This is a genomic window from Methylobacter sp. (assembly GCF_030680395.1).
Lineage (GTDB): Bacteria > Pseudomonadota > Gammaproteobacteria > Methylococcales > Methylomonadaceae > Methylobacter_A.
Genome location: NZ_JAUXVR010000025.1, coordinates 151,976 through 178,033, shown reverse-complemented (window position 1 = coordinate 178,033; position 26,058 = coordinate 151,976). Strand labels below are relative to the sequence as shown.

Here is a 26,058-nt window from a genome sequence, read left to right as displayed (position 1 = left end):
TTCTTTATCCTATTGGCACAGACAGCTAAATAACCGAGAATACAAAAACCTTACCCATCAACGAACATAACTGTACTCATGATTATAAAAAGCATCGTTATTATCGCCTTTATCCTGATAATTATCAGCCTGGGCTCAGCACTATTCCATCTGGTCAAACACAATACTCAGGAACAATCCGAAAAAACAGTCAAAGCACTGACTTTTCGCATTACACTTTCAATTATATTATTCATTTTTATTTTCATAGCTTTTGCAACCGGCATGTTCACGCCTCACGGTCTTGGTGCTCGAATGCACCAAACGCCAGTCGCCCCTGTTAAATAAAAACGACTCAACCATTCCGACAAAAAAAAAGCGCTGTCTGTTAGGCAGCGCTTTTTTTGGTATGGCTGTTTAGACTAAATTACATAAACAAATATAAATAATCCTAACCATACCACGTCAACGAAATGCCAATACCAGGCTGCGGCTTCAAAAGCGAAATGATTTTCCGGTTTAAAGTGACCTTTCCAGCTACGAAATAAAACAACGCTCAGAATAATAGCCCCTACGCAAACATGGAAACCGTGAAAACCGGTCAACATGAAAAAGGTAGATCCATAAATACCTGAACCCAAAGTTAAACCCATTTCAGTATACGCTTCATGATATTCGAATGCCTGGAATGACACGAACAAGAGGCCCAAACCTACAGTAGCCGCCAAGCCTTTAATTAACTGATCGCGGTTTTTTGCCAGCAAGCCATGATGCGCCCAAGTACAAGATACGCCGCTAGTCAGCAGAATTAAGGTATTCAGGAAAGGCAATCCCCACGCTCCCATAGGCTCGAATTCGCCGCCGACTTTACCGGGACCATTGGTAGGCCAGACTGCTTCGAAAGAAGGCCACAATAGCTCTTTGGTTGCTGCTCTAGCACCTTCCCCGCCCAGCCATGGCACCGATAAATTACGCGTATACCAAAGTGTACCGAAGAAAACGGCAAAAAACATGATTTCCGAAAAGATAAACCACATCATACCCATACGATAGGAAATACCTACCTGCGTACTATACATGCCTGATTCACTTTCCCCGGACTGCAATGTGAACCACCCGGCAAGCATAACAATAAATACCGTTAGCCCCAACAACATCCAGGCCGAACCGGCTGCCGAACCATTTAAATAATTTGCAAATCCAGCCAGCATCATCACCAAACCGGCAGTTCCAATGACCGGCCAGGTAGCTTTATGCGGAATGTAATACTCGTTACTTGTAGACATGACCTTCCTCTCTCATTTCACTGATGTTTCAGTATTATCAAAAAATGTATATGCAAGTGTAATTGTTTTATATTGCTCGGGTAATTCAGGATTAACAACAAAACGCACCGGCATAGTCCTGCCTTCTCGCGCTCTAAATGTCTGTTCTGAAAAGCAAAAACACTCTGTTTTTTTAAAAAATTCAGCAGCTGCTCCGGGAGAAATACTTGGAATTGCCCGAGCAACCATTACTTTATCGGTCTTATTTTCCGCATAAAAATTCACCGTGTAATATTCACCCGGATGAACTTTTAATTTTTTTATTTCTGAATGGAACACCATCGGTGTTGCCTCATTCAGTGCAGTCATAAACTCTACGGTGATCTCTCTGTTTTTATCAACTTCGTAGCTAACTTCCTTAATAGCGGACGATTCAACTTTTCCATTGAGTCCTGTTACTTCACACAAAACATCATAAAGAGGAACCAGAGCATAGCCAAAACCAAACATTCCCAATACAACAAACACCAATATCCGAACTAACTTAGTGTTTTTTTGAGTAACGCCTTCGTTCATTGAGAAACAGCTCTTATCACTGCAAAAACATAAATAGTGACCGCAATTGTAATCAAAATCACTGCTGTCAAAATATTTTTTTGTTTGGTATTCATTATTTCACCTGATACGTTATCTAAGCAGGTTGCTTTTGAAAGCAACCTGAATGCAATACCCTAGATATGCTCAGTCGGTATAACTGTAGGTGGCGTAGTAAAAGAATGATACGGCGGTGGTGATGGCAAAGTCCACTCCAAGCTATGCTTGGCAGCATCTTCCCACACTTCATCAGTTACTTTTTCGCCAGTTCCGCCTTTGATTGTATCGATAACGATATACAGGAACAGCAGTTGGCTGGCACCGAATATAAAACCGCCAATACTGGAAATCATATTCCAATCCGCAAATTGAACGGCATAATCAGGAATTCTGCGCGGCATACCGGCAAGTCCCAGGAAATGCTGAGGGAAAAACAGGATATTTACTGATACCACGGACAACCAAAAATGCAACCGACCGATTCTTTCGTCATACATATGCCCTGTCCATTTAGGCAGCCAAAAATAGCCGGCAGCCATCAATATAAAGACTGAAGCTGGAACCAGCGTGTAATGGAAATGTGCAACAATAAAATAAGTATCGTGATACTGAAAATCAACCGGCGCAACAGACATCATCAATCCGGTGAATCCACCCATCGTAAACAAAACGACGAAAGCAATCGAAAACAACATCGGTGTTTCAAAAGTCATCGAACCTTTCCACATGGTCGCAGTCCAGTTAAAAACTTTAACCCCGGTAGGAATTGCAATTAACATGGTTGCATACATGAAATATAACTCGCCTGCTATTGGCATGCCGACCGTAAACATATGGTGAGCCCAGACGATAAATGACAAAAATGCAATTGAAGCAGTCGCATAAACCATAGAGCTATAGCCAAACAAAGGTTTGCGAGCAAATACCGGAATGATGGTAGAAGCCACACCGAAGGTAGGCAGAATCATTACATAAACTTCAGGATGCCCAAAAAACCAGAAAATGTGTTGATAAAGAACCGGATCACCACCACCGGCCGCATCAAAAAAGCTGGTATTGAAGAATTTGTCTGTTAACAACATGGTCACTGCGCCTGCAAAAACAGGCATGATAGCGATTAACAAGAAAGCAGTAATCAACCAGGTCCAAACAAACATCGGCATTTTCATCAATGTCATGCCGGGGGCACGCATATTGAAAATAGTGGCAATGATATTAATTGCACCCATGATTGACGAGATACCCAGCAAATGCACAGAGAAAATCGCGAAAGGCAATGCCTTACCGGTTTGCAATACTAACGGTGGATACAAGGTCCAACCGCTGGCAGGTGCGCCGCCTTCCATAAACAAGGTGCTTGCCAGCAGTAAAACACCGGCAACCAGCAACCAGAAGCTCATGTTATTCATACGCGGCAATGCCATATCCGGAGCGCCGATCATCATTGGAATCATCCAGTTGGCCAAGCCGACGAATGCAGGCATAACTGCACCGAATACCATAACCAAGGCGTGCATAGTGGTCATTGAATTAAAGAACTGGGGATTAACAAACTGCATACCCGGTTCAAATAATTCGGCACGAATAATCATTGCCATTGTGCCGCCGACAAAAAACATCGCCAGCGCAAACAGCAAATATAACGTACCGATATCTTTATGATTGGTGGTAATAACCCATCTTAATAGTCCCTTGGCAGGACCATGTTCGTGATGATCGTGATGATCATCATGTTCAGCGACTACAGCAGACATATTTCATACCTCTTGAAACTATAAAAAAGATTAGATCGATAACAACGCAATGACTTATTCATTTTTAATCTGCCGCCGGTGTTGCCGATTGCAGAGTCTGAATAGCGGAAGGTTGAATGGAATCTCCGACCGAATTACCCAGACCATTACGGGTATATGTTATGACTGCAGCAAAATCAACCGCACTTAACATTTTTCCGAAAGCCGGCATCATGCCTTTTCCTTCAAAGACCAGCTTAACTTGAGCATTAATATCGCCGGTTACCACCGGACTTGCCTTTAGCGCCGGGAAAGTACCAGGCAACCCTGCACCGTCCTGCATATGACAGGATGCACAACTGGTCTCATAAACAGTTTTACCTTTAGCAACCAGTTCTTCGGTAGTCCACTGTTTGTTAGCCGAGCCCGCTTCAGCAACCACAGCCGCTTTTTGTTGGTCTACCCAGGCATTGTAATCAGGTTCGTTCATTGCAATCACAACGATCGGCATAAAACCATGGTCCTTACCGCAAAGCTCAGTACATTGACCACGATAAGTACCCGGCTCATCAACAGAAGTCCATGACTCATTGATAAAACCAGGATTAGTATCTTTTTTCCAACCCAGATCCGGCACCCACCATGAATGGATTACGTCTGCTGAGGTAAATACAAAACGAATTTTCTTCTTAGTTGGAATAACTAACGGTTTATCAACATTCAACAAGTAATGAGGAACGGATCTAGGATCGATACCTGAACCCACTTGGCGCACTTTATTACTGGCTTCATCCAGGCTGCTAAAAAAATGAATCCCATTATCAAGATAGTCATATTCCCACTTCCATTGATGTCCGGTTACCTTAATAGACATTTCGGATTCTTGCACATCATCCAGCTCTATCATGGCTTTCGTGGCTGGAATGGCCATGCCAATCAAAATCAAGGTCGGGATAATGGTCCAAATAATTTCAACCGTCGTATTTTCATGAAACTGCTCCGCTTTATGTCCTCTTGATTTACGATGGTGGTAAATCGAGTAGAACATAGTTCCGAACACACCGATACCTATAAATACACAAATCCATAAGACCAGCATGTGCAGGTCATAAATGTCATTACTGACCTTTGTAACCCCTTTCATTAAATTGAGCGTATATTCCGCCTGCGCTGTCCCTAGGCCTAAAGCCATTAAGATCAGACCTGCGAACAGTTGCTTTGTTTTCTTCACGGAGCAGCCTCCTCGTTAGTAGTTATAAACTCTTGTATGCATTATATCGTTCCGTAATTTCAGGACATGCCAAGGTCGGCCCTATTCCGTTTACGTAATAATTATCACAAATAATCTTTTTGATTTTAACCTATGAAGACAATCTATACCAGCTGTCCTTTCCTTGATGTTATTTGGCGCAATAAAAAGGCTTGTGAATCAATGTAACTCACAAGCCTTTTGTTTTTAATGTTGAAACCGGATTAACTGTTTAACGCATCCGCATAAGCCATATCAAAGTTAGGGATGTGGCTATCTAACCAGCCCTTAACCAGCTGACCGACGCCCTCGTCAACTTCTGCCTGACCCGCATGAAACTTTGCTTGCAGACCGCCGCAGATACCTACCAAAGCCTCATGCTCTTCCTTGTGGCGATCGTAGCCTGCATAACCTTTTGCCAGCATTTCTTTTTCTTCATGAGCAAAATGATCGACAACATATGAAATCAGATCATCTAGTTGCGCACCTATGGCAGAGCGCTCCGCTCCACCTGTTGCTAAATCATACAGCTTATTAAGCTTATCAAACAAAATCTTATGCTCATCATCTGCAAAGCCAACATTTGTGCCGTATTGACCAGCCGTCCAAGTAATTAAAGCCATAACGTCTCTCCTGATATTTTTTATATTATTGATTATTTACCGCACAAATATTATGGATTATATCCACCTCTAAATCCATATTTAATTTATGGTATAAATCAACTTATGACCGCCTATTTTTTGTTTCTTTCCAAGAGGTAAAGTCTATATCAGAACAACATTTACGTTAGTGTAACTTTGCCAAAAAAGAAAGATCAATTCGACATCCGCCAATTTCCGGCCGATCCAACAGATCCTGCTCGAAATCCCGGTAGGTAGACAACTGAAAAGCAATGCGCGTAATCTTACCAGCTGCAAATTCAAACTCCATAGCCCCACCTTTAACATGCGGACCGCCTTCTTTAATGGTGAACAATAAAAGCCCCGCATTGCTCACATATTTTCCCAAGCCGTCGGGGACCGGTCGCGCACAACTCAGCTCGTTGATCGACAGCCCTGAAAAAACTTGCGCTAATTGACGAGCACTGACAATAACGCCCTCGCCTGGAATAGCCGTCGATGCAGGTGCTGCTGCCACAACGGGAGCCGTCTTGGTAGTTGATACGTCCGCCGGAACAACGGGCGTTACAGGCGGATTGAGTAATAACTCCAAGCCAAAGTCACCTAAATGATTTTGTAGTAACACGCTACCGTCGCCATTTTTTGCCGTGTTTAGCAAGGGAAACAGCTGTTGCTCCATTTCCACCTTGTTTGGATTTTTCAGCACTGCGACCAACTGCCTCTCAATCGATTTAAGCGGCGTAAACAATTGCTCTTTTTTGTAGCTCGCCTCACCCATTTGGTCCCAGTCGGACTGCGTATTAACCGGCAAACCCATTGATTTCATAACCACATAATCATCGACTGCCAGACAATTAGCAAAATTTTTGCTACGATAATTTTCTATGACTTTGGGGCGTATTTCTTCACTCTGAGTCTTTTGCCGATTGATATTGTAGTTATTCCAATCTCCATTTTTAGCCAGAAAATAGTAAATCACCGCATTACGATCAAACTTGTTGAAACCCAAATCCTTCATCACCAACTTCAATTTCCGGCAGTTACCCTCCACTTCATGGTAATTATTCCAGTCAGGCTTTAAATTCGGCTTTGCCGGATGTTTCGATTGCTCAATCAATTGCTGAAGGTTTATTTCCCCAGTCGCTGATTTTATTGGCGAATAGCCTATTTCTTCGAACGACAAATCGCGCGCATCAGGAATGCCATCAGCAGTAGTCTTTAATAGCAAAGAAGACAAAATTTCCGGATAAATTTTTAGCTCACCCAACTGTTTGGTGTCTGAGCCAAACAGATTAAATCCGCCTTCCGCCACATCATAGACCTTAAATATTGTCTGATTAAGCGTTCCTGTCTTACCGGAAAAAGTTGTGACCGCGGGTAGCGAATGCGACTCCGAGCTATGCTTGGCTGATTGATGAGGCGCAGGTGTTGCTACAGTCGCTTGCTGATTACTCTTTACCCATTGCCCGGCAACCTGTCCCATGATGGCAACACCCATACCGACACCTGTTAAGGCCAGCAAATTGCTGGCCGTATTTACATCGCCAACCAAACTTGATACATCCACATCGCTATTGGCGTTAGTGTAAAAGTTATAATCGACCATAGTTTCCTTGCCAGAATCCAAACGTATCCACGGCGTCAGGTAAAGCTTTTTGGCATCGAAGGTAAAGTTACACTTGCCTGTCGTCGCCTGATACAAAAAACCCGTGGCTTCACGGCTAAGCTTAAGCGCCTCGTTACGCACGCTGTATATAAGAGCCGCAGATAAATCGCCTTTTTCATAAGACGGCGCCATATTGTTACAGCCGCTTTTTAAGACATTGTCGCCTTTAAAATCAAACTCCGAAATCAACCGCACATAGTAATCATCGCCATCAATGGACTGAAAACCTTGCAAAGGTTGAAACTGGCTCGCCTGAGTCGATGGATGATCAACCACAATTTGCCGGGTCGGCGTACATCCGGACAACAGCGTGCCGGCAACTAAAATTAATTTTACTGATGAGATAGTGCGAATCGACATGCATTAACCTTGTGCCGTAAGTTAACGGCGAATCTAACTGGAAAAAAACGAAAATAATAGGGCTATCAGAGAGACTTTGTCATGTTTTATTTTTAGTTAGTCGCCCGATAAATCATTCCTGTAACATTTATCAAGTGCGGTTACATCCTTACTTGCTCCGATAGAAAATTAAAATCGGCAACGTCCATGTAAGGCAACACAGCCAGCAAAGGTGCATCCACAGAGGCTTTTATGGCTTGGATATTCTCGCCTCTGCTTAACAAATCCGGGTCCGTGCAGACTGCAATCCAGCCCGCACAATTTACGCCCGACTGTTTTATCGCCTGATGAGTCAGTCTTGCATGATTAATACACCCCAATTTGATGGCAACTACCATAATGACCGGCAGCGCCAGCACCTTTGCCAAATCGCTGATAGCTTCCCGCTCATTTAAAGGCGTGTACCAGCCTCCGGCGCCTTCAACGACAACGATGTCGGCCAGGGTTTTCAATAGCTCGAATTTGACAGCCAAAAGATCCAGTCTGACCGGGTCTTTTACACCCGCAATATGAGGAGAAACCGGCAGTTCATAGGCGTAAGGATTGATCAAGTCGTAATCAATCTGCAATGATGCGTTTTCTTGTATCAGCAACGCATCTTCATTTTGCAGCCGCCCGTCCAGCATTAAACAACCGGCGGCAACGGGCTTCATGCCTACAACCGATTGCCCCTGACTTTTAAAATAACGCATCAGCGCAATCGTCGCCCAGGTTTTGCCGACGTTGGTATCGGTGCCGGTTATAAAGTAACCCTTTTTCATTAGCTTGCCGTGACCATAATGGCCTCGTAAGTCGCAGGAATCCGATCGTCGCTTCGACACCGCTCATAAGCCGCAATCATGCGCTGCATCTGGGTCTTGGTAGTGATGTTTTTATTGCGCCCGGCAATCATGTTATGCGCGCCGATGTGCTTTAGCTCCTTCATCAGCGCCAAAACCGAACCATAGCTCGACATATAGAGCTTGGTTTCAATTTTTATCTCGGTGTAACCCGCCAACTGGAGAAAACGGGTCAACTGCTGCTCGCTGTAAAAGTCATTAACATGATTGTAATCGTCGACTTCCGCCCACGCGGTTTTTAATTCCTGTAACGTTTGCGGGCCGAACGTTGAAAAAACCAGCCGACCACCCGGTTTCAATACCCGTTTAATATCGGTAAATACGCCATCGAGATTTATGCACCACTGCAATGCAAGATTGGAAAACACGCCATCGGCGATTTGTCCGGCGAGCGGCAGTTGTTCGGCATCGGCACATAAATAGCTGACATTCGACATATCGGCCAGTTTTGTTCGCGTTACCTGCAACATCGGCAACGCAATATCCAGCGCGATAACAGGCTGAGCAAACGCCAATAACTTTGCGGATAAAAAACCGGTACCGCATCCCAAGTCCAACAGCGGCCCAGCCAGGCTTTCGGTATCGATAGTATCCAGCAGAGCCTTACCGACAGTACGCTGTAGTTCGGCAACACCGTCATAAGTAACCGAAGCCGCCGCAAACGACTGCCTGATTTTGGCTTTATCTAACTGCATTGTTCATCCATAAATCGGGAAATAATCGCCAGCGTTTCCCGGCTGTGCGACAAAAACGGCACATGCCCTGCCCTGTCGATAATGTTTAACGTCAGGGTTGGCAGTAACTGTTGCATTTCTTGACCTACAGCCACAGGAACCAAGGTATCCAGGCTGCCTAAGATGACCGAGACAGGAATAGTCAATGCGGATAAAACCCGCCTCAAATCAGCTTCTTTTAGTATTTTCAATCCACCCTGCAAAGTATTTTCATCAGGCGCATCGCATTCAAATACCGATGCTTTAAGCGCTGTCAACAGGACTTTCCGGTTGGGCAAGCCGTTTACCTGCAAGGATAAAAAACGCAGCAAAGTCGCCTGACAATTTTTATTCAAATGATCGGCAAAATCATCCAGCAAACTTACATCCATGCCCGGCCATTGCTCTGTTTGCGTATACAAGGGATTGCCCGCCAGCAAAACCAGAGAAGACACCCGCTCCGGATAACGATCGGCTATATCAAGCACCACAGAAGCCCCCAAAGACCAACCCAGCCAGCAACAGCTCTGCTCGGGAACCGCATGAACCAGCTCGGCACTAATCAGTTCCAACGTAAACGGATCGATTTTGCCGCTACGCCCGTGTCCCGGCAAATCGATGCAAGTGACACGGTAATTTTGCGCCAATTGCTTTGCGAACTCGCGCCAGATACCGGTATGCATAGCCCAGCCATGGACCAGCACAATAGGCTTGCCTTTGCCGAATGTTTCCAGATGAATATTTGCCACTTGCGCTCCCCAGGTTATGCGATTGTTTTAGCTAGCGCGTCCAGCAACCGGTCGACATGCTGCTCCTCGTGCAGGGCTGAAAAAGTCACCCGCAACCTTGCACTGCCTTGCGGCACTGTCGGCGGACGAATCGCACTGACCAGAAAGCCGGCATTTAATAAAGCATTGCTGATGTCTACGGCCGTTTGACTGTCGCCGATCAGGATGGGTTGTATAGCCGACGATGATTGCATCACCTGCAATCCAATCTGCTCCGCGCCCAACCTGAACCGCTCCGACAATATTTTAAGCTTGTCCCGACGCCAGCTTTCTGCGACGACAATTTTCAAGCTTGCCCGAGTCGCTTCGGCAACCGCTGCCGGTAACGCAGTGGTATATATATAAGTACGGGCTTTCTGGATCAGAGTTTCAATCAGCACCTCGGGGCCTGCCACGAACGCGCCGAACGTGCCCAAACCCTTGCCTAAGGTCCCCATCAGTACCGGTACATCATCTTGATTAAGGCCGAAATGTTCAACAATACCGCCGCCGTGCTGACCGATTACGCCTAACCCGTGCGCATCGTCAACCATCAGCCAGGCATCATGGCTTTTTGCAGCAAAGGCCAATTCTTCCAACGGCGCAAAATCGCCATCCATACTAAATACACCATCGGTAACGATCAGTTTGTTGCCTGTAGCTTTTTCCAGATTTGCACTGAGATCGGCCACATCGGCATGGGCATAGCGCTTAAATCGCGCGCCGGACAACAGGCCGCCGTCCAGCAATGAGGCATGATTTAACCGGTCTTCAAATACCGTATCGCTACGACCCAATAAAGCCGAAATCACGCCGATATTGGCCATATAACCCGTGGAAAACAATAACGCTCGATCGCGACCCGTGAATGCCGCCAGCTCTTCTTCCAGCGCATGATGAGCAGCACTATGCCCGCAAATCAAATGCGCCGAGCCGCTACCGACCCCGTAGTGATTCGCTCCGGATTTAAACGCATTGACCACATCCGGATGGTTAGCCAACCCCAAATAATCATTGCTGCAAAAATTGACTATATTCCTGCCGTCAATTTCCAGATTAATACCTTGAGGGGATGCTATGGTCCGCCGAGAGCGATACAAGCCTTGCTGAGCAATATCGCCTAGGCTGGCTGCTAATTTCGGGAATGGGTGTGTCATTAGATTTAAAGCCTCTGTCCACGAAAAACACGAAAGTCAAAAGCAGGCGACTCCAGACGACACGAAATAAATTACTTTAAATATTTTCGTGCTTTTTGTGCTTTTCGTGGACTAATTGATTTTTCTAGGATGAAGCGTAACTTGAACCGCCAGAATAGACGCCCAGTCGCTCAAACAAAGCCAAATCATGGTTAGTCATCGGATTATCGGTAGTCAATAACTTATCGCCGTAAAAAATCGAGTTGGCTCCGGCCAAAAAGCACAGCGCCTGCATTTCATCGCTCATATTATTACGCCCTGCGGACAAACGCACCCGCGACTTGGGCATCATGATTCTGGCAACGGCTATGGTTCTGATAAAGATGATCGGATCCAGCAACTCTGTGCCCATCAGCGGCGTACCCTCAACCTGCACCAGCATATTGACCGGCACGCTTTCAGGATGCTTGGGCAGGTTTGCCAGTTCGATTAACAGCTTGGCGCGATCGACATCGCTCTCGCCCATACCGACGATGCCGCCGCAACACACGTTAATCCCCGCGTCCCTGACTCGCGCCAGGGTATCCAGACGATCCTGATACGTCCGCGTGGTGATGACTTCCGAATAATAATCTTCAGAGGTATCCAGGTTGTGGTTGTAATAATCCAGGCCACCCTCTTTTAGCCGGGCCGTTTGGACATCCGTCAGCATTCCCAAGGTTACGCAAGTCTCCATACCCAGCGCCTTAACGCCCTGAACCATTTCCACCACTCGCTCCACATCCCTGTCTTTAGGCTGGCGCCAGGCCGCACCCATGCAAAAACGCGATGCGCCTTGATCTTTAGCCAGCTGTGCCGCCTTCAGAACCGCATCAACCGGCATTAACGCCTCGGGCGTCAAATCGGAATCATAGCGGGCGCTTTGCGGACAGTAGCCGCAGTCTTCCGAACAAGAGCCGGTCTTAATACTCAGCAGGCTACTAATCTGGACTTCATTGGGATCGAAGTTCTCGCGGTGTACGGTTTGCGCCTTAAAAATCAGGTCATTAAAAGGCAACGCATAAAGCGCTTGCACTTCGTCCAACTGCCAGTCATGGCGAATTGCAGGGTTTGCAGACATTCTGTTAAGCTCCAGTTACTGTAATACTCAAACAAAGACAATCGATAATCTTGTCAACCTGTTTAAATGAAAATGGTATACAACTGGATCAATATTATACAGGATTACCTGCTGCCGCCTACCTGCATCTTATGCGGCAACCCAGGACATAATTCCCGCGACATTTGCCATTCGTGCTATACGCACCTGCCTCGAAATAGTCTGTGCTGTTATCGATGCGCCGAAATACTGGAAACCCCCACTACCGCTCCCGTGTTGTGCGGCCGCTGTCTGAGCAGGCATCAGGCTTTCGACGAGACTTACGCGCCATTCATTTATCAAGGAGCCATTCGGCATTTGGTCAGCACCTTAAAATTCGGAGCCAATTACAAGAACGCACGCTTACTCGGCATGTTATTGGCCGAACACCTGAAACAAACCGCCGAACGGCCCGATTTGATTCTACCGGTTCCACTGCATAAAGCCCGCTATCGCCAACGCGGCTTCAACCAAGCCATAGAAATCGGCAGAACCGTAGCCAAAGAATTGGAGATACCATTGGACCTGAGCAGTTGCAGACGGCACCGCGACACGCCCCATCAAACCCAACTACCCGCCAAAAAACGCCGAAAAAATCTGAAAAATGCCTTTTCCATCATTCAACCTATCCATGCCCGGCATATCGCGATACTTGATGACGTTATGACCACCGGCTCAACAGCCCATGAACTGGCCCACGTGTTGAAAAAAGCAGGCGCTAGCCGGGTCGATATTTGGGTTTGTGCGCGGGCTTGATTTGCATTCATGCTGCGCATATTTCTTAACAGCGGAGGGAGGCTGGAGATCCTCAGCCGACAGTTAAATCATTACTCATCAGGCGCCGACTCTGTTTCGCCACTAGTTTCCTGCCCAATGCTGTTGACTACGCGTTTCGTACCATGCCCGATTTCCTTGGCGGCATCCCGAGTACCATGCCCAATTTCCCTAGTGACATTGCGCGTCGTATGGCCTATTGTTCTTCCAGCCTCTTTAAACTCGGCACAAGACGACAATAATCCTGTAGAAAATATAACGAATAAGGCAACTAATTTTATAAATGAAATGGTCATTTTCAGCTATCGACATTAAAAAGTAAATTTTACAATATCACTAAATAGCATAATATCGCCGCTAATTTATCGAACAAAGAATTCACTCCAGGATATTTTGGGCAATAAAAAACCCGCTAAGCCTTATGACTTGCAGGTTTATGTACTTCTTTGAGTCTGTTGCGGGCTCTACCACAATAGCCTCTACATGGATTGGTTTTAAAGGCTTTGATTATTTCGATTTTTAAATATACCCCCAAAAATACCCCCATGCGCCCAATGCTGCCATGCATTTTCTTCACTATTTAGAAACACAAAAAGCCGCTTGATAGCGACTTTTGTGTTAATTCGAGCCGGTTATTTTCAAGGGGCACGGAAACCGGAAAACGTGCGCTATGACTGACGGAGTCGAAGCCGCCAGTTATTTAACTCAGCAACGCCATGATATGCGTTGCTTCTTCATAACTTTTGCAAACAAAATAAACGCCGTTATCGATCACAACAACAGGTCTCAAGCCTGCATGTTCCAGGCCTTTTATGATGCCGTTTGCTTCACTTCCTGATACTGATGTAATCATGACTATCCTTTGCTCAATTAAGCCGCGTCGCCTGTCGATTTAATCATGGCCAGCGGTGATAATGCTTTGGCGCCACAATCAAGGCGAACCTTCATATTCATGGCGTCAGTGCTAAAGTTGTTTTCAGTCTCGAAGCTGATGCCGTTATCGTTCAATTGCCCGACTTCGATTCTTTCAACGCCTTCACCCAACAAATACCAATCTGTTGCCGACTCAATGCGCGGCTCAACGATCAGTTTTATTTTGGCAAAGTCAGAACCCGGTACTGCGTTGGCGTTAGCCGTAGGGTTGCTTAGACTGGCCAGAATCTGCAACGCGGCAAGCTCTTGGTCTGGCGATACAATCAACCAGGCAGGACGTAAGCCCAAATAACCACGGTTGCCAATATCTTTGGCTTTTCTCAGAATGCTGATTGCAGCGCCAAGGCCCACGGCATCAAGAACATCATCAATCAAGTTTCCCCGTGACGCATGGAATAATTCAATCGTATCGGCCATCACATGGCTATCGGTAAGAATTGAGTAAACCAGGTCTGATTCGGTCCGTTTCGCTGAGGCGCCCATGCGAGCAGGCATATCGGTAAGCTGCGACAAATCATCATTAATCAGCATTTGGCGTGAGAAGCTGATTGCCCGTTGATAGCTTTTAATTTTGTAAGTTTCTTTAGAATCGGTAAGACCCGAATACTGAACTTCAGATAGTTCAGGGGTTTCCTGCAAATTTTCAAATGAAGACAGGGCAAGGCGGCTTTGCTCCTTAAAGTCTATAACTTGGCGGAAACTAACAAACTGGTCATGTGTAGTCGCAACCTCGGCAAAGCCCCCGATCATTGCTTTGTTAGCTATATTTTCAAGAATATAGGGCAAATCACTGGCCGACATTGCCCGTTTCAAAATATTGCTTGGCGATTGATCAGAACCATAATCACCACGATCTCTAAGCAACATTCCTGCTATTTGGACAATACTGGTGTTTTGGAAGTCTCGCGAGGCGACGTGTGGCTTTTCAACTTTAATTCCAGCCCTTAGCAAGAGGCCATCGGTAATGGCTTCGCGAACATCACCGTGACCGCCAAATGATTCAACCGAACCAATGCCAGCGTCTCCACGTATGCATTCACTATCAACTTCTTTTGACCAGGATTCAAGCATCCGTTCTCTTGCCGTATCCAAATCAACGCCTCGCGTTATAAATTCTTCGATAGTGGCCTGACTTGAGCGCGACATCTTACCGAATTTACGGATCGCATTAATGCGCTCTCGCTCCATGGTGGCGGCCCGCTTCATTATTTTGGGATCGATGACTTCATTTTCATCGACTACTGTATTTACTGGATCTGGCATTTGTTTATTCCTAAAAAAGCCCGCGTTTTGATCCGCAGGAACTGAAACAATGGAAACCTCTAGTGGTTGCCATCGGGTAACTTTGATTGTTTTGCCTTGCTCTTCGACATACTCCAGCCATTCGTAGCCCACACTAAGGCCGGTAATAATGCCGGTTTGAACATCAGAAAAAATCTGTTTTGCTTGATCTGATTCGCCGAACCTGATGTTTGCACGTAGCTTTCCGCCTGAAATAGCGGGATTTTCAGCAATGGCAATATTTAACTGGCCTGAATCATGGGAAACCAGCACAGGCAGGGGAAAGCGACTTAAATCAATCGAACCGGACGCGTGTTGTAGTATCTCTGTGTAATCGCCGCGCTGTACGCCGGTATCAGTCGATAACACTGCCGGAATAGTGCGCTGGTCTGTGTTGGCTGCTTCACGGGTAAACGAGGCATAGATGGTTTTTTCGGTCATGGCGGATTAAGAGAAAATTTACGATGCTTAATAATCGCCTACTGAAAATAAAATGAAAACGACTTAATTAATTTATTTGAGTCAATATCTTATGGATCATATTCTTGGTGGTTGGAATATTTACGCCCAATGAATGTAAGTAACCATAAAGCGGTTTTTCCTCGGCCGATATGTACGGCCATTTTTTGAGGCATTCGGCCACTGATCTAGCCTGATCCCATTCACTGCCGTCATACATTTTTGCAATTGAAGTAATACAGTCATTCCGGATTTGTAGTTTTTCGCGAGTGGCGACAGATGATTGTCCACGTTGACCGCGCAAGCCTAAAGCACCGCAAAGGGTTTTACAGTCGCCACTTTGAAACGCGTTAATACCGTTAACGATCCAAGCCGCTAAATCGGGTGGTAATGGCATTCCTGAGCAAAGCAATGTTTTTACTCGAATTAAATCATTCTGTGATTTCACTTTAAAATCCTATATAAACTTATCAATATCTCATTCCCCCACGCCCCGGTAAATTACGCCATATAGTAGCGGGCAGTTGTTTAGCACTGGCTACCAAAGTCTCCAGTCATAAGGCCAATAATCATAAATATACATTAATAATCAATGGATTATGAGAATACCCATAGCCGGTAGTCGAGACCTATAGAGACACAAAAACTCAAAAAATGTGCGGTTCGAATCACCCGCGACAGGCAACGCCGCTGGAAGTACCTTTTGCTCGCCCGTTTGGGCGAGCTGATTATGAAGTCGGGATTTTCCGACTTGAAAGGAATGGTTCAAAATCGTACCTTTCACTCCCCAGTTTTGGGTAGTCGATAAAAACATATACCCCCCTCATGTCTGGAAAACGTGGGGAATGCGGGGAGATATGCCTTAAGCCCATGCGCGGCGTGGCTTTCAGGCTCCCCGCAACCTTTTAAAACGTGGGATTTTTCCCCACAAACACCCCTCAATATCCCCACAAAATGGCATTTTCTGTGCACTTTCAATCACCCGGCGCTCTGTTTTTCTCTTTGGCTTATGTTTAATGCTCCCCACTTTTTGCGGGGAATCTCCACACGAATAAAACATACGCGGGGAGCTTGAAAACCATGCTGTATAAGGCTTATAGCTATATCTCCCCACATTCCCCACAAAATATATATAACCCCCTATCTATTTTTTAATCAGACAACCAGCCCAAGCTGTGAGTCGAGCAATATGCGACCCATAACAACCCGGTGGTGTAAGATCATGGGGTGCGGGGAATCTAATAGATAAGCCGTTATGACCGGTTAACCCGATTCGATTAGGTCGGCGGCCAGAATCATCACGCGCTTACTTTGACCGGCAACCGTCCTTTTCACCGCGAGACGCGGCTTGTTACGCATTGCGTCGGGCTCTGTATGCACTATCAAACCTTTCTCATGCATTCGCCGCCATAGACTGGCAGGACTCAACAAGAAAGCATCGCCTTGGCTTCGGGCAAACTGCTGAACGATCTTAAAGGCGGTGTCCTGCTGTAACCAGACTTCGGCGTGAGTATTATCTTTAGGGGCGGCGTAATAGCCGATACAGTCGCCCATCGGGTTGAAGTTCTTATCACCGACCATATCGGTGCCCGCATCCCGCCAACCCCAGGCGTAAGGCCTCGTTTCCGGTGGCCCTAGCTTCAGACGACAGGCAATATGGGCATTGCCTGAACTAAGCGCCGCCCGTAACAATTGCAGGAAGCGTTCTGATTCATCTTGGTCAGCCTGATAAGCGCCTTGCTCGCCGAATGCCTGCTGTAATCCCGTCTCTATCAACGATAACAGCACGTTGCTTTGCTCACTGCTAACAGCGCCGGCGCTTTCTAAAAACTCAAGAAAGGTTTCCGCACCCGCTACCAAGTTGGCATAGATTTCAGGCGCGCGAGGGTGGGAAGAGGCCAGACCATCACGAATAGCCGCATCGCGGCAGACCTCTACATTTTTGGGGAAGTCCTTTTTCAATTGATCCAGACGCGGCGCTAACCATTGCAAGTAAGCCGACATCAAGCCGGTAAAGTTTCCGCCCGCTGCGGCCTGCTGCAACCGGGTCAAGGTATTGTTATCGACATCGGTACCGGCCAATTCCAGAATCAACAAACGACCCAGCAACGATTGACCGCGCGGCAAATCCTCAGCCGTTATCAGCATCAGCGACCGGTTATAAGGCGCTGACTTGGCTTGCATGTTGGAGTCGCGCCTACCTCGTCCGGCTTGATTGCCGGTGTTTCTAACCAAGCGCTCGGCCATTGCGTGCAACTTACTGGCCTCGGCTTGACTGACACTCGGCTTAAAGTCATCCACGACAAACACCGCATCTTTGGCCTGGTGGCTCTTGGTCTCGCAATCATTGACAGAATCAGACCAATTACTCGGGAAGCTGCGGGCGGTGAAGTTGCCGAAAAACGCCAGGGCAATAGCGGCAATAGCCGACTTTCTCGAACCGGTCAGGCCATGCAACCAAACGGCAAAGTCTGTCGGTTGGCATTCGCCCAGCGGCGCACGGGCTACCGCTGCAAACAAGGACACGCCGATATGCGGCTTATTGGGACAAACATCCAGTAAAGCCAGGGCATCAGATACGGCTTGTTTGAGCGGCTCACCGGTTAATGGCTCCGGCAATTGATAGCGGCTCATGTGTCCAGCGCCTAAATCAACCTCAACGCCGCCGATCAAACTATCAGCCGTAATAGCGCCCGATCCGGTCAGGTAATGCCATTGGTCATTAATCTTTTTCCAGCCGGTAAACTTGAACACGGTACGGCGTGGAACATCACCATTCAATTGTGAATACAAGTGAATACATGCCCGCAAGTTATCCTTTTTGGCGGCTCCAGGATAGATAAACGGCAAAGTACCCCAATGGTCATTTGCCCAGTTGCCTTGTGACGAATAAAAGTTTTTCGCCGGAACATCCACCAACGGCAACGGCACCCCGTTAATCCGGCGCCCTTCAATACGCAAAAAAGTGGCATCAGCCAACCCATCATCAGAAGTAATCTCTTCCACGATCCGGCAGGTGAAGTCACATAACGGAAACTCAACGGTTGCGCTACTATCCGGACCAGCCTTAACCGCTTTAGTTTGGTAAAAAGCGCCATTCTTGATGATGTAGTCACCAAAGCGTTGCTCCTTGCTCGCGCCATTACCCCCACTTCCGCCCGTATTGCCGGGCTTCTTGCCGGTTGGTTTCTTGGCTGAATTAACCACCTCTAAAATGGGGCGGTTAGTTTTCTGTGTCATGATCCAACCCCTTTAAGAAAATGAAGTAATCGTTAAAATCGCCATGAATCGTCGGCGCTGCAAGCGAACCACGCACGGCTATCGCCGCTTCGGTGGCTTTGGTCAGTCCGGGATTGCCGGGCGTTTGGGTGTCGTTGTCGGCACAAAAAACGATTCCTGCATTGGGCCGTTTTTCACGAACAATGTTTCCGACCGCCATTAAGTTGTTAGCGGTGAAAGCAAAATAGACGCGATAACCGCATTCGTCGTACAACGTTGCCGCCGTGGCGAAACCTTCGGCAATCAGCACCAGGTCAGTTTTTATCCCGATCCATCCAAACAACCCGGCAATAGCACCTCCAGGCATAAAGTCCTTGTCTCGGTTAAGGATTGGGTGCTTTTCTGGGAATATAGCTTGTAGGCTTCTGATTGCGCCGGTTTGGTCAAACATAGGCAAAAGTAGCGCGTTTTCGATAATGAGCAGGTGATGCTTGCCTTGGTCATCTTGAACGGTACGCTTCCAGGTACCAACACGCGCACAGTGCGGCTTAATCTGCTTACGGATGAGGTAGGGATGATCTTCAGGCGCGGGTTTAGCTTCCTGCCAGATTGCCCGAGCCCTACGCGCCGCCTTGTCTTGTCGTGCTTGCTGCTCCACTTGGCGGCGTTGCTGTTCGCGCTGTATGCGCTCACGTTCGACAGGCGGGATGGCTTCGCGTGATTCACGGTTATTGTTAACGAAGAACGTTTGCTGTTCGTTGCTCTTGTGATTCCACACGATACCGCCTTGACGATCCGAGAAAATTTTTATTCGGCCATCGTTTTTGCCCCGGTGATCGTCGGTCAGGTCGGCCACATGAAAGCGGCCATCAGCGGGAACGCTTTTAAAATCTACGCCAATGCTTTCACAAGCAATGCGGCAAGCGTCTTCAATCGATTGAAAACTCATTTGAATATCTTCCTTGCCGGGTATGCAATCCGCTCCGCCATGAGTTAGAATAACCCTGCGATTGGTGGCAAACGGACTGCACAAAACCCCGGCTTTAATTATTAAAGTCGGGGTTTTTTATGCTTTGCTTTTTGGTTGTTCAGCTAGGCTAACGGGGATAACGTTAGCTTGCTTACTGAACACCAGCAACGAGTGCACTATCTCTTGATTCTCCATGACCAGTTGCGATAAAAGCTCACCAAGTCCAGCTACCAACCAGGAGTGATTGCTCAGGTGTTTATCACCTACTTCCCCTCGATCAACATATGCCAACATCATGCCCAGGGAGCTGATGGTATCGGCTATTGTGCGTATGACTTCACCACTCTTTAATTCCAAGCTTTTTAAACCTGCAATATCGGTGGCGTATTCATACCATAAGGCTTCACTGTTGTATTTGCTGGTTTTTGTTGATGCAAAAGCGCCGATCATAAGCAGGTCGCTAAAAACGGTAGCGCCTGAATTAAAATCGATCGCTCCACTTGCTGCATGTGTGAATTTTATTGCGCTGGTGTTAGGCTGGATTTGCTCTGAATTTTGAGCAGAATTGTTTTGTGAAATGTTCATGCTGCGGCTCCTTTGAAGATGGAATAACCGCCACGCAATATTGAGATGTATTGGGTGGCAGACTGTATCGGGTTCTCAACACCGGCAAAGGAACCGGCCGACCTTTTAAGGGGCCGCCCTATACAGCCCGCCATAACAGATAACACACGGTATAATGCCGCCTGTCTTTTTGGTGGGCACAAAAAAACCACTTTGTTAAGTGGCCTAATGTCTTGGCCTTTGCGCGGGATTGAGAAAGTCCCGACTTTCGTTTTTTGCGAAAGCAAGAACAGATTAGCTACTCGATAACAATCTGTCAAACCTGATTTTAATAAATTGGTAATTTTCCTGCGTTTCTTCCTGCGGCGATTTATCCGGGTTGGCTTGGTCAATGGCTCGTTCATACTGCCGCCTTTTGCTCAATCGAAGCCAGCAATGCACGAATTTCTACAACATTCCAAACGCGACAGCGCGGCGATAGTAGTTTTCCGGCTGGATATTTATCTTCCCTTATACCATCGAGAAAACTCGTTTTTGAAATCCCAAGCACAGCAAGCACACTTGGAAGCCTTATGTAGCCTTCTTCGGGAAGTGCCGTAGCAATGTATGTTTTTTTATTGCGGGGTTTTCGTTGGGCGTTTGCGGCATTGGTTGACATTTACAGTACCTCATTGATTGATTAATAAGGTTCTGCATTGTAGGCATATATTCTGCTTTTTGAAGAGGCGGACTTTTTAATTATTCACTTCAAGATGGTTTAGGCGTTTTTTGGTATCAGGATGATTTTAGGCTTTTTTCATCCCGGTTACTTCTTCGTAAGTTAATTGAGTTGATAGCGCGTTGTGTATCTCATTTTCGATTAACCATGTTGCAGTCGGCTTTGTTACCTGACGCAATCGGCCAGCAATTTCTATTTCAAAATCATTAGGGAAGATTAATTGGGCCATTTTATTTTGGGTGATCTTCTTATCTTCTATTTTGGATATAATAAATAAATCAAGGTATGGAATAACGCCATGCTTAACCCAATGATCAAAATCTTTCTGGGTGAATAACTTTTTGGGACTTTGGTAGCCTATTTCCTGTCGATAATGTGTTAGCCATTTGGCAAAATCATTTTTAATCTGCTCATCAGTTGCAGATAAATCAGCTACCAAGTGCGCTAAAGGATAAATATAAGGATGCTGATTTTTCTTAATATGAAAATCAATCGGCGTAAATGCTGTTTTTAAGCAATCACTATTGGTGTCATGTTCATAAACGGTGTCATGCGCATATTGGCAAGCATCCCATACAGGGAGAAGGTCTTTGTTTTTGGTAAGTCGCCATAGGTCAGCAGATGCAAGACTGTTAATTGACGTGGTATAAAACGGCTGGCCTTTTATTACTGAATCGGCTCTATGATGGTGTCTGTCATAGGGATATTCTTGATTATCTGGAATAGTGATACCGGCTTTTAATTCGGTTGCCATCAATAACAGGCGCTTATTTTCCTCATCATCTCTAAGGTGTACCGGGTTATGATGAGCGGCCAGGTAAGAATAATGCCGTATTTCAATTTGCCATACCCAATCGGCAACAGACATGGTTTTCAATGCTTCGTAATTTTTTAAATTAAACCAGCTTGTATCAAGCTCTCTAGTCACAAATAACACCTCGTCAAAGTGCAAGCCGTCCTTAATGGAATAACCGGAAGCGGGGGACGAGTCCCGCTTGTTGTTCCGTCGAACTATCCGGTTAATTTGGATTATATCAGGTGTTTTCACCCGATCTTCTTAAATGCTATCACTTGCGCGCCATTCTTCAAGCCGTCCAGATAATCAGACCATCGCTGCATCATCTTGTGACGTTCCGGCAGGTGCGCTGTTCTATTGTAGGCTCTGCCGTTCGGGTCTTTAACGGCGTGGGCGAGTTGATGCTCGATAAAGTCTGGCCTTACCCCAAGCACTTCATCAAGAATAGTACGCGCCATTGCTCTAAAGCCGTGTGCGGTCATTACGTCCTTACCGTAACCCAATCGTTTTAATGCGGCGTTAAGGGTATTGTCGCTCATGCACCTGTCACCGCGCGGGGTGCGCTCGGACGGGAAAATAAAGCGCCCATGCCCAGAAAATGGGTGCAACTCTTCCAATATTGCCACGGCTTGGGTCGATAGCGGGACGATGTGTTGAACGGATGTTTTAGATACGTAATAACGCCATTCTTTAGCGTCAAGGTCTATATGCTGCCATTCAGCCGCCCTTAACTCGCCAGGGCGAACAAATACCAATGGCGCAAGCTTTAACGCGCAAACGGCAGGCAATGAGCCTTGATAACTGTCGATTGCTCTTAATAGTTCCGCTACTTGTTTCGGCTCGGTAATGGCTGCGAAGTGCTCACCTTTGGCCGGCGGCAATGATCCGCGTAAATCCGGGGTTATGTCCCGCTCTGCCCGGCCCGTTGCGACCGCATAACGGTAAACCTGCCCGCATATCTGAAGGGTTCGGTGCGCCGTCTCGATAGTTCCCCGATCTTCAACGCGTCTTAAGCATTCCAGAATATCCTTAGGCAAAATGTCAGTGATAGGCTTGCTGCCCAGCCAGGGGAATATATTTCTTTCAAGCATCCGCTTGGAACGGTTATTTTTATCCGACCAGGTATCAACTTTTCTTGCACCCCACTCTCTGGCAATTATTTCAAAACTGTTTGCCGCACTTTCTGCCTTTGATGATTTGACCGCTTTTCTGTTCTCGCTGGGGTCGATACCATCAGCCAGTTGCTTTCTGGCTTCGTCTCGCTTTTCTCTGGCCTGTTTTAAGCTGGTATCGGGATAAACGCCAAGCGCTAAAACTTTTTCTTTACCCCCAAAACGATACTTGAGCCTGAAATATTTTGAACCGTTAGTATTAACCAGCAAATACATACCCTTTTCATCGGGTAGCTTGTAAGCCTTATCTGGATTGGGTTTGGTGTTCTTTATGGTGGTATCTGATAGCGGCATGGGGGTATCGACTCCGGGAAATTTGGATATACCCCCGTTTATACCCCCGCGAATAGATGAGTGTCAATACACCCTATTGCACTTCGTTGGACAATAAAAAACCCGCTAAGCCTTATGACTTGCAGGTTTATGTACTTCTTTGAGTCTGTTTGAATCCACTAATGGAGGCTGCGGGCGGAATCGAACCGCCGTAGATGGCTTTGCAGGCCACTGCATAACCATTTTGCTACGCAGCCCTAAAAGTGAAATAAAAAAGCCGCGATAGTTCGCGGCTTTTTTTAAAATTAATTGGAGCGGGAAACGAGATTCGAACTCGCGACCCCAACCTTGGCAAGGTTGTGCTCTACCACTGAGCTATTCCCGCGCTTCAATTTATTTGGTCATTATAAGCTCTTTTTAAATCTTGTCAACCTTTATTGAACGTCAATTGCCAAAACCCAACCAGAGCTACCTTTACACTCACCATCTTCAACCTGAACTTTAACAAATGCATTTTTCTTTCCTGCAAAATCCTGGAAGTCTACGATAGTTATTGGCGTTCCCTGCGCTATACGTCTGCAAGATTCAACCTTGCCTTTTTCTACATCTTCACTATCATCAAATGCCGCTATAGCTCCAGGCACTGCAAGCAATTGAATAGGGGATTCAATTTCGTAAGTATTGGGATTTTTCAAAACATATCTCTGCCCGGCAACAAGATTTTTGGCCGAAGGACCGGAAACAACGCCTGAATCACCGCCACTCATCATCATGACAATAAACAGTAAAACTATTCCCCCTATAACACCAAAAAATACTTTTGGATTTTTTTCTTTTAAGCTCATCATTGATGAAAACAGCTTGCCAGCCGTTTCTTTTGCTGCATCTACCGTTTTTTTAGCGTTTTCTTCATTACTCATTTCGTATCCTCACAATTGTAATTTTTTATTATTTTCAGGTTCTTGCTCGAAGCATATTACCTGATTGCCTCGATAACTCATATACATAAACAATCTAACGACGAGTTAGTATCCTGAGCTTTATTTAACTATCCACTTTTAAAAGCCGATAATTCAACACCAATAATCAACTTGACATGTCAACTTACCACGATAAAAAAACTTTTCAAGTGCTATATACATATAACATTATATTTCAACAGCATGCCTTATTTAAATGAAATCGTAACCTTTTTTAGCCTGTACCGATATAGGCTTACTCTTTTCCGCTACCCGTCGACATTCAAACTGCCAGTAACCCAGCCCGACATTTTTCCTGTTACTCAATACAACAGGAAAGTCTTCGTTATTCATAAACATCCGAATAATATCGCTATCTTTCAACATAAAACTATCGGTAATGATGTAGTTTTTTTCATCCTCCAATTCTTTCGCGCTATAAAACAGGCCTTTTTGCGGGCTATCTTTCCCCGCCTCATCCACTTGAACATAGGTGACGGCAATGGATTGATGCGCCAATAGCTGCATACCAAAGTTTATTCTGCCGCTTTGCTTATCGACAATAACCTTGTTGACAATCCCTAATGAACGCTTATGTTCAGGACTGTCTGTTTTTCTAAAACTAACCAAGCTTCCTACCGACAGAACACCTGTTTTCTTAAAAACACCGGACAATAATCTGTCAGACGCCGATTGAACCAGAAACTCCAGATCTTTTTCGCCGACGGATTCCATCGCATTTTGCAGCTCATGGGTTGACTCCAAACCTACGGCAATATATCGATCCGTTCTATCGCTAAAAAAGGGCACGCCTTGCAAATCAACTCCCAACCATCTTTGTTCAAGATAGTCGAGTAACTCCGCCGAAGGTTTTCCGATATCGTTTTTCAATACATGCATCGAACTAAATCTAGCCTCTACAGCATTAATCAACTTTTCTTTCTGCTTAAGCGCTTTGAACAATTTGGTAAAGTCCAGATACAACATCGCTGAATCGTTTTTAGCGCTAGCTTCAAATTGGTAATGCGGCGCTTTATCTTCGTCTGTTAACACAATGCACTGTATTGGCTGACCATTAACCGGCTCCCTTTTTAGATCTACCAAAGAACCTATCGTTTCTATAAAGCTATAAACAAGCAAAAGTTCCTTTTGCATTAAGCCGGTCGGATCAGCAAGACTGAGCAACAGAATCCGTCGATAGCACTCTTCAGGACTACTGGCTTTACTGGACTGGCTTATATTGTTGGCGACTTTGGTGGTGCTGTTTTTTATTGTCACACTCAGGTTGTAAAGTGAATGCAGATCTATCCAGACCCAGTCAGGAATCGGCATCCCCATAATAAAATGACTGACAATAATACTGCCCAGCCCTTTAATACAGCGCTGGATCGCTAATGCCGCATTCTTCCCTTGAAACCAACCGACATCACGTTTGGTTAACTCCTTAAGCACTATCCAATAGCCGATAGTGAACTCTTTTTCAATTGAGATCAGTACAGTTAAAATTTTCTTGTCATTCTCCTCTTTTGGGAAACCCGCTTTAATTAGTCTGGATCGAAGATAATCTTCAATGACATAAACACTTGGGCTTAAAAGCTCCAGCGCATCCAGCCTTAACTGGACATTCATTTCAACAGCATTGAAATCTATAAGGAAATCGTGAAGCAGGCGCGTGGCTAACCCAGGATTAGCCGTAGGCAATTCAGCCACCCAATGTTGTAGCGCCTTTGCTTCAAATTCTTTAAGGCGTTGGGGATTATTTTGTTGCGTTGGAATAACCAGAAAAAAAGAGTTCTTCACATATTCACCGAATTTATTTTAATGCTTTACGTTGCCTAC

General features: G+C 46.0%; 25 protein-coding genes and 2 tRNA genes. 2 read left to right on the top strand and 25 right to left on the bottom strand.

All coding sequences use genetic code 11. The annotated features are described in order from the left end of the window. Positions 1 to 78 precede the first annotated feature (78 nt). A complete protein-coding gene (locus Q8L79_RS10480; RefSeq protein ID WP_305270753.1) occupies positions 79 to 327 on the top strand; it encodes a twin transmembrane helix small protein in 249 nt (82 codons plus the stop codon). Between the two features lie 74 nt (positions 328 to 401). Here the strand turns inward: Q8L79_RS10480 and Q8L79_RS10475 are convergent, their stop codons facing one another. The 11 genes from Q8L79_RS10475 to bioB all read right to left on the bottom strand — a co-directional run bounded on the left by Q8L79_RS10475 (position 402) and on the right by bioB (position 12,083). Then, complete coding sequence (locus Q8L79_RS10475) at positions 402 to 1,265, bottom strand: cytochrome c oxidase subunit 3 (protein ID WP_305270751.1); 864 nt, start codon at positions 1,263 to 1,265, stop codon at positions 402 to 404. Between the two features lie 12 nt (positions 1,266 to 1,277). After that, on the bottom strand, positions 1,278 to 1,820 hold the full coding sequence (locus Q8L79_RS10470; RefSeq protein ID WP_305270749.1) for a cytochrome c oxidase assembly protein: 543 nt from the start codon (positions 1,818 to 1,820) through the stop codon (positions 1,278 to 1,280). 155 nt (positions 1,821 to 1,975) lie between these two features. Further along, positions 1,976 to 3,592: a cytochrome c oxidase subunit I gene (gene ctaD / locus Q8L79_RS10465; protein WP_031438062.1), complete on the bottom strand. Its 1,617-nt coding sequence runs from the start codon at positions 3,590 to 3,592 to the stop codon at positions 1,976 to 1,978. Positions 3,593 to 3,656: 64 nt separating this feature from the next. After that, positions 3,657 to 4,802, bottom strand: coding sequence for a cytochrome c oxidase subunit II (gene coxB / locus Q8L79_RS10460; protein ID WP_305270745.1), 1,146 nt, complete (start codon positions 4,800 to 4,802; stop codon positions 3,657 to 3,659). 242 nt (positions 4,803 to 5,044) lie between these two features. Beyond that, positions 5,045 to 5,443: a bacteriohemerythrin gene (locus Q8L79_RS10455; RefSeq protein ID WP_305270744.1), complete on the bottom strand. Its 399-nt coding sequence runs from the start codon at positions 5,441 to 5,443 to the stop codon at positions 5,045 to 5,047. A gap of 166 nt (positions 5,444 to 5,609) precedes the next feature. Next, entirely contained in the window at positions 5,610 to 7,469 is a 1,860-nt protein-coding gene (locus tag Q8L79_RS10450; RefSeq protein ID WP_305270742.1) for a hypothetical protein, read from the bottom strand. A 140-nt stretch (positions 7,470 to 7,609) separates the two neighbouring features. Further along, a complete protein-coding gene (bioD, locus tag Q8L79_RS10445; protein WP_305270740.1) occupies positions 7,610 to 8,269 on the bottom strand; it encodes a dethiobiotin synthase in 660 nt (219 codons plus the stop codon). Further along, positions 8,269 to 9,042 carry a malonyl-ACP O-methyltransferase BioC gene (gene bioC, locus Q8L79_RS10440; protein WP_305270738.1) on the bottom strand — a complete coding sequence of 258 codons (774 nt, stop codon included), beginning with the start codon at positions 9,040 to 9,042 and terminating at the stop codon, positions 8,269 to 8,271. The genes bioD and bioC overlap by 1 nt, the downstream gene beginning before the upstream one ends. Beyond that, the gene (bioH, locus tag Q8L79_RS10435) at positions 9,033 to 9,809 is read right to left on the bottom strand and encodes a pimeloyl-ACP methyl ester esterase BioH (protein WP_305270736.1); all 777 of its coding nucleotides are present in this window, start codon (positions 9,807 to 9,809) and stop codon (positions 9,033 to 9,035) included. Before bioH ends, bioC begins: the two co-directional genes overlap by 10 nt. 14 nt (positions 9,810 to 9,823) lie before the next feature. Next, entirely contained in the window at positions 9,824 to 10,984 is a 1,161-nt protein-coding gene (gene bioF / locus Q8L79_RS10430; protein ID WP_305270734.1) for an 8-amino-7-oxononanoate synthase, read from the bottom strand. Positions 10,985 to 11,108: 124 nt separating this feature from the next. After that, complete coding sequence (gene bioB / locus Q8L79_RS10425; RefSeq protein ID WP_305270732.1) at positions 11,109 to 12,083, bottom strand: biotin synthase BioB; 975 nt, start codon at positions 12,081 to 12,083, stop codon at positions 11,109 to 11,111. A gap of 66 nt (positions 12,084 to 12,149) precedes the next feature. On the opposite strand from bioB, the gene Q8L79_RS10420 reads away from it, so the two are divergent. Further along, the gene (locus Q8L79_RS10420; protein WP_305270730.1) at positions 12,150 to 12,857 is read left to right on the top strand and encodes a ComF family protein; all 708 of its coding nucleotides are present in this window, start codon (positions 12,150 to 12,152) and stop codon (positions 12,855 to 12,857) included. Between the two features lie 71 nt (positions 12,858 to 12,928). On the opposite strand, the gene Q8L79_RS10415 is transcribed toward Q8L79_RS10420, so the two are convergent. The 14 genes from Q8L79_RS10415 to Q8L79_RS10350 form a co-directional block, all read right to left on the bottom strand. Next, entirely contained in the window at positions 12,929 to 13,171 is a 243-nt protein-coding gene (locus Q8L79_RS10415) for a hypothetical protein (protein WP_305270728.1), read from the bottom strand. A gap of 404 nt (positions 13,172 to 13,575) precedes the next feature. After that, positions 13,576 to 13,728, bottom strand: a complete 153-nt coding sequence (locus tag Q8L79_RS10410) for a hypothetical protein (protein WP_305270727.1) — start codon at positions 13,726 to 13,728, stop codon at positions 13,576 to 13,578. A 17-nt stretch (positions 13,729 to 13,745) separates the two neighbouring features. Continuing rightward, complete coding sequence (locus Q8L79_RS10405; protein ID WP_305270725.1) at positions 13,746 to 15,530, bottom strand: HK97 family phage prohead protease; 1,785 nt, start codon at positions 15,528 to 15,530, stop codon at positions 13,746 to 13,748. Positions 15,531 to 15,597: 67 nt separating this feature from the next. Beyond that, on the bottom strand, positions 15,598 to 15,996 hold the full coding sequence (locus Q8L79_RS10400; RefSeq protein WP_305270723.1) for a hypothetical protein: 399 nt from the start codon (positions 15,994 to 15,996) through the stop codon (positions 15,598 to 15,600). Positions 15,997 to 16,811: 815 nt separating this feature from the next. Next, a complete protein-coding gene (locus tag Q8L79_RS10395; RefSeq protein WP_305270722.1) occupies positions 16,812 to 18,788 on the bottom strand; it encodes a cell wall-binding protein in 1,977 nt (658 codons plus the stop codon). After that, a complete protein-coding gene (locus tag Q8L79_RS10390) occupies positions 18,772 to 19,716 on the bottom strand; it encodes a toprim domain-containing protein (RefSeq protein WP_305270720.1) in 945 nt (314 codons plus the stop codon). The genes Q8L79_RS10395 and Q8L79_RS10390 overlap by 17 nt, the downstream gene beginning before the upstream one ends. 117 nt (positions 19,717 to 19,833) lie before the next feature. Further along, positions 19,834 to 20,322: a hypothetical protein gene (locus Q8L79_RS10385; RefSeq protein ID WP_305270719.1), complete on the bottom strand. Its 489-nt coding sequence runs from the start codon at positions 20,320 to 20,322 to the stop codon at positions 19,834 to 19,836. A 379-nt stretch (positions 20,323 to 20,701) separates the two neighbouring features. Then, positions 20,702 to 20,959 carry an AlpA family transcriptional regulator gene (locus tag Q8L79_RS10380; protein WP_305270717.1) on the bottom strand — a complete coding sequence of 86 codons (258 nt, stop codon included), beginning with the start codon at positions 20,957 to 20,959 and terminating at the stop codon, positions 20,702 to 20,704. A gap of 127 nt (positions 20,960 to 21,086) precedes the next feature. Next, positions 21,087 to 21,947, bottom strand: coding sequence for a DUF6387 family protein (locus Q8L79_RS10375; RefSeq protein ID WP_305270715.1), 861 nt, complete (start codon positions 21,945 to 21,947; stop codon positions 21,087 to 21,089). 116 nt (positions 21,948 to 22,063) lie between these two features. Beyond that, positions 22,064 to 23,281, bottom strand: coding sequence for an integrase arm-type DNA-binding domain-containing protein (locus Q8L79_RS10370; RefSeq protein WP_305270713.1), 1,218 nt, complete (start codon positions 23,279 to 23,281; stop codon positions 22,064 to 22,066). 162 nt (positions 23,282 to 23,443) lie between these two features. Next, positions 23,444 to 23,517 (bottom strand) — tRNA-Cys (locus Q8L79_RS10365). A 53-nt stretch (positions 23,518 to 23,570) separates the two neighbouring features. Further along, a tRNA-Gly gene (locus tag Q8L79_RS10360) sits at positions 23,571 to 23,645 on the bottom strand. A gap of 49 nt (positions 23,646 to 23,694) precedes the next feature. Beyond that, on the bottom strand, positions 23,695 to 24,180 hold the full coding sequence (locus Q8L79_RS10355; protein ID WP_305270711.1) for a hypothetical protein: 486 nt from the start codon (positions 24,178 to 24,180) through the stop codon (positions 23,695 to 23,697). Between the two features lie 252 nt (positions 24,181 to 24,432). Then, entirely contained in the window at positions 24,433 to 26,019 is a 1,587-nt protein-coding gene (locus Q8L79_RS10350) for a hypothetical protein (RefSeq protein WP_305270709.1), read from the bottom strand. Positions 26,020 to 26,058 lie beyond the last annotated feature (39 nt).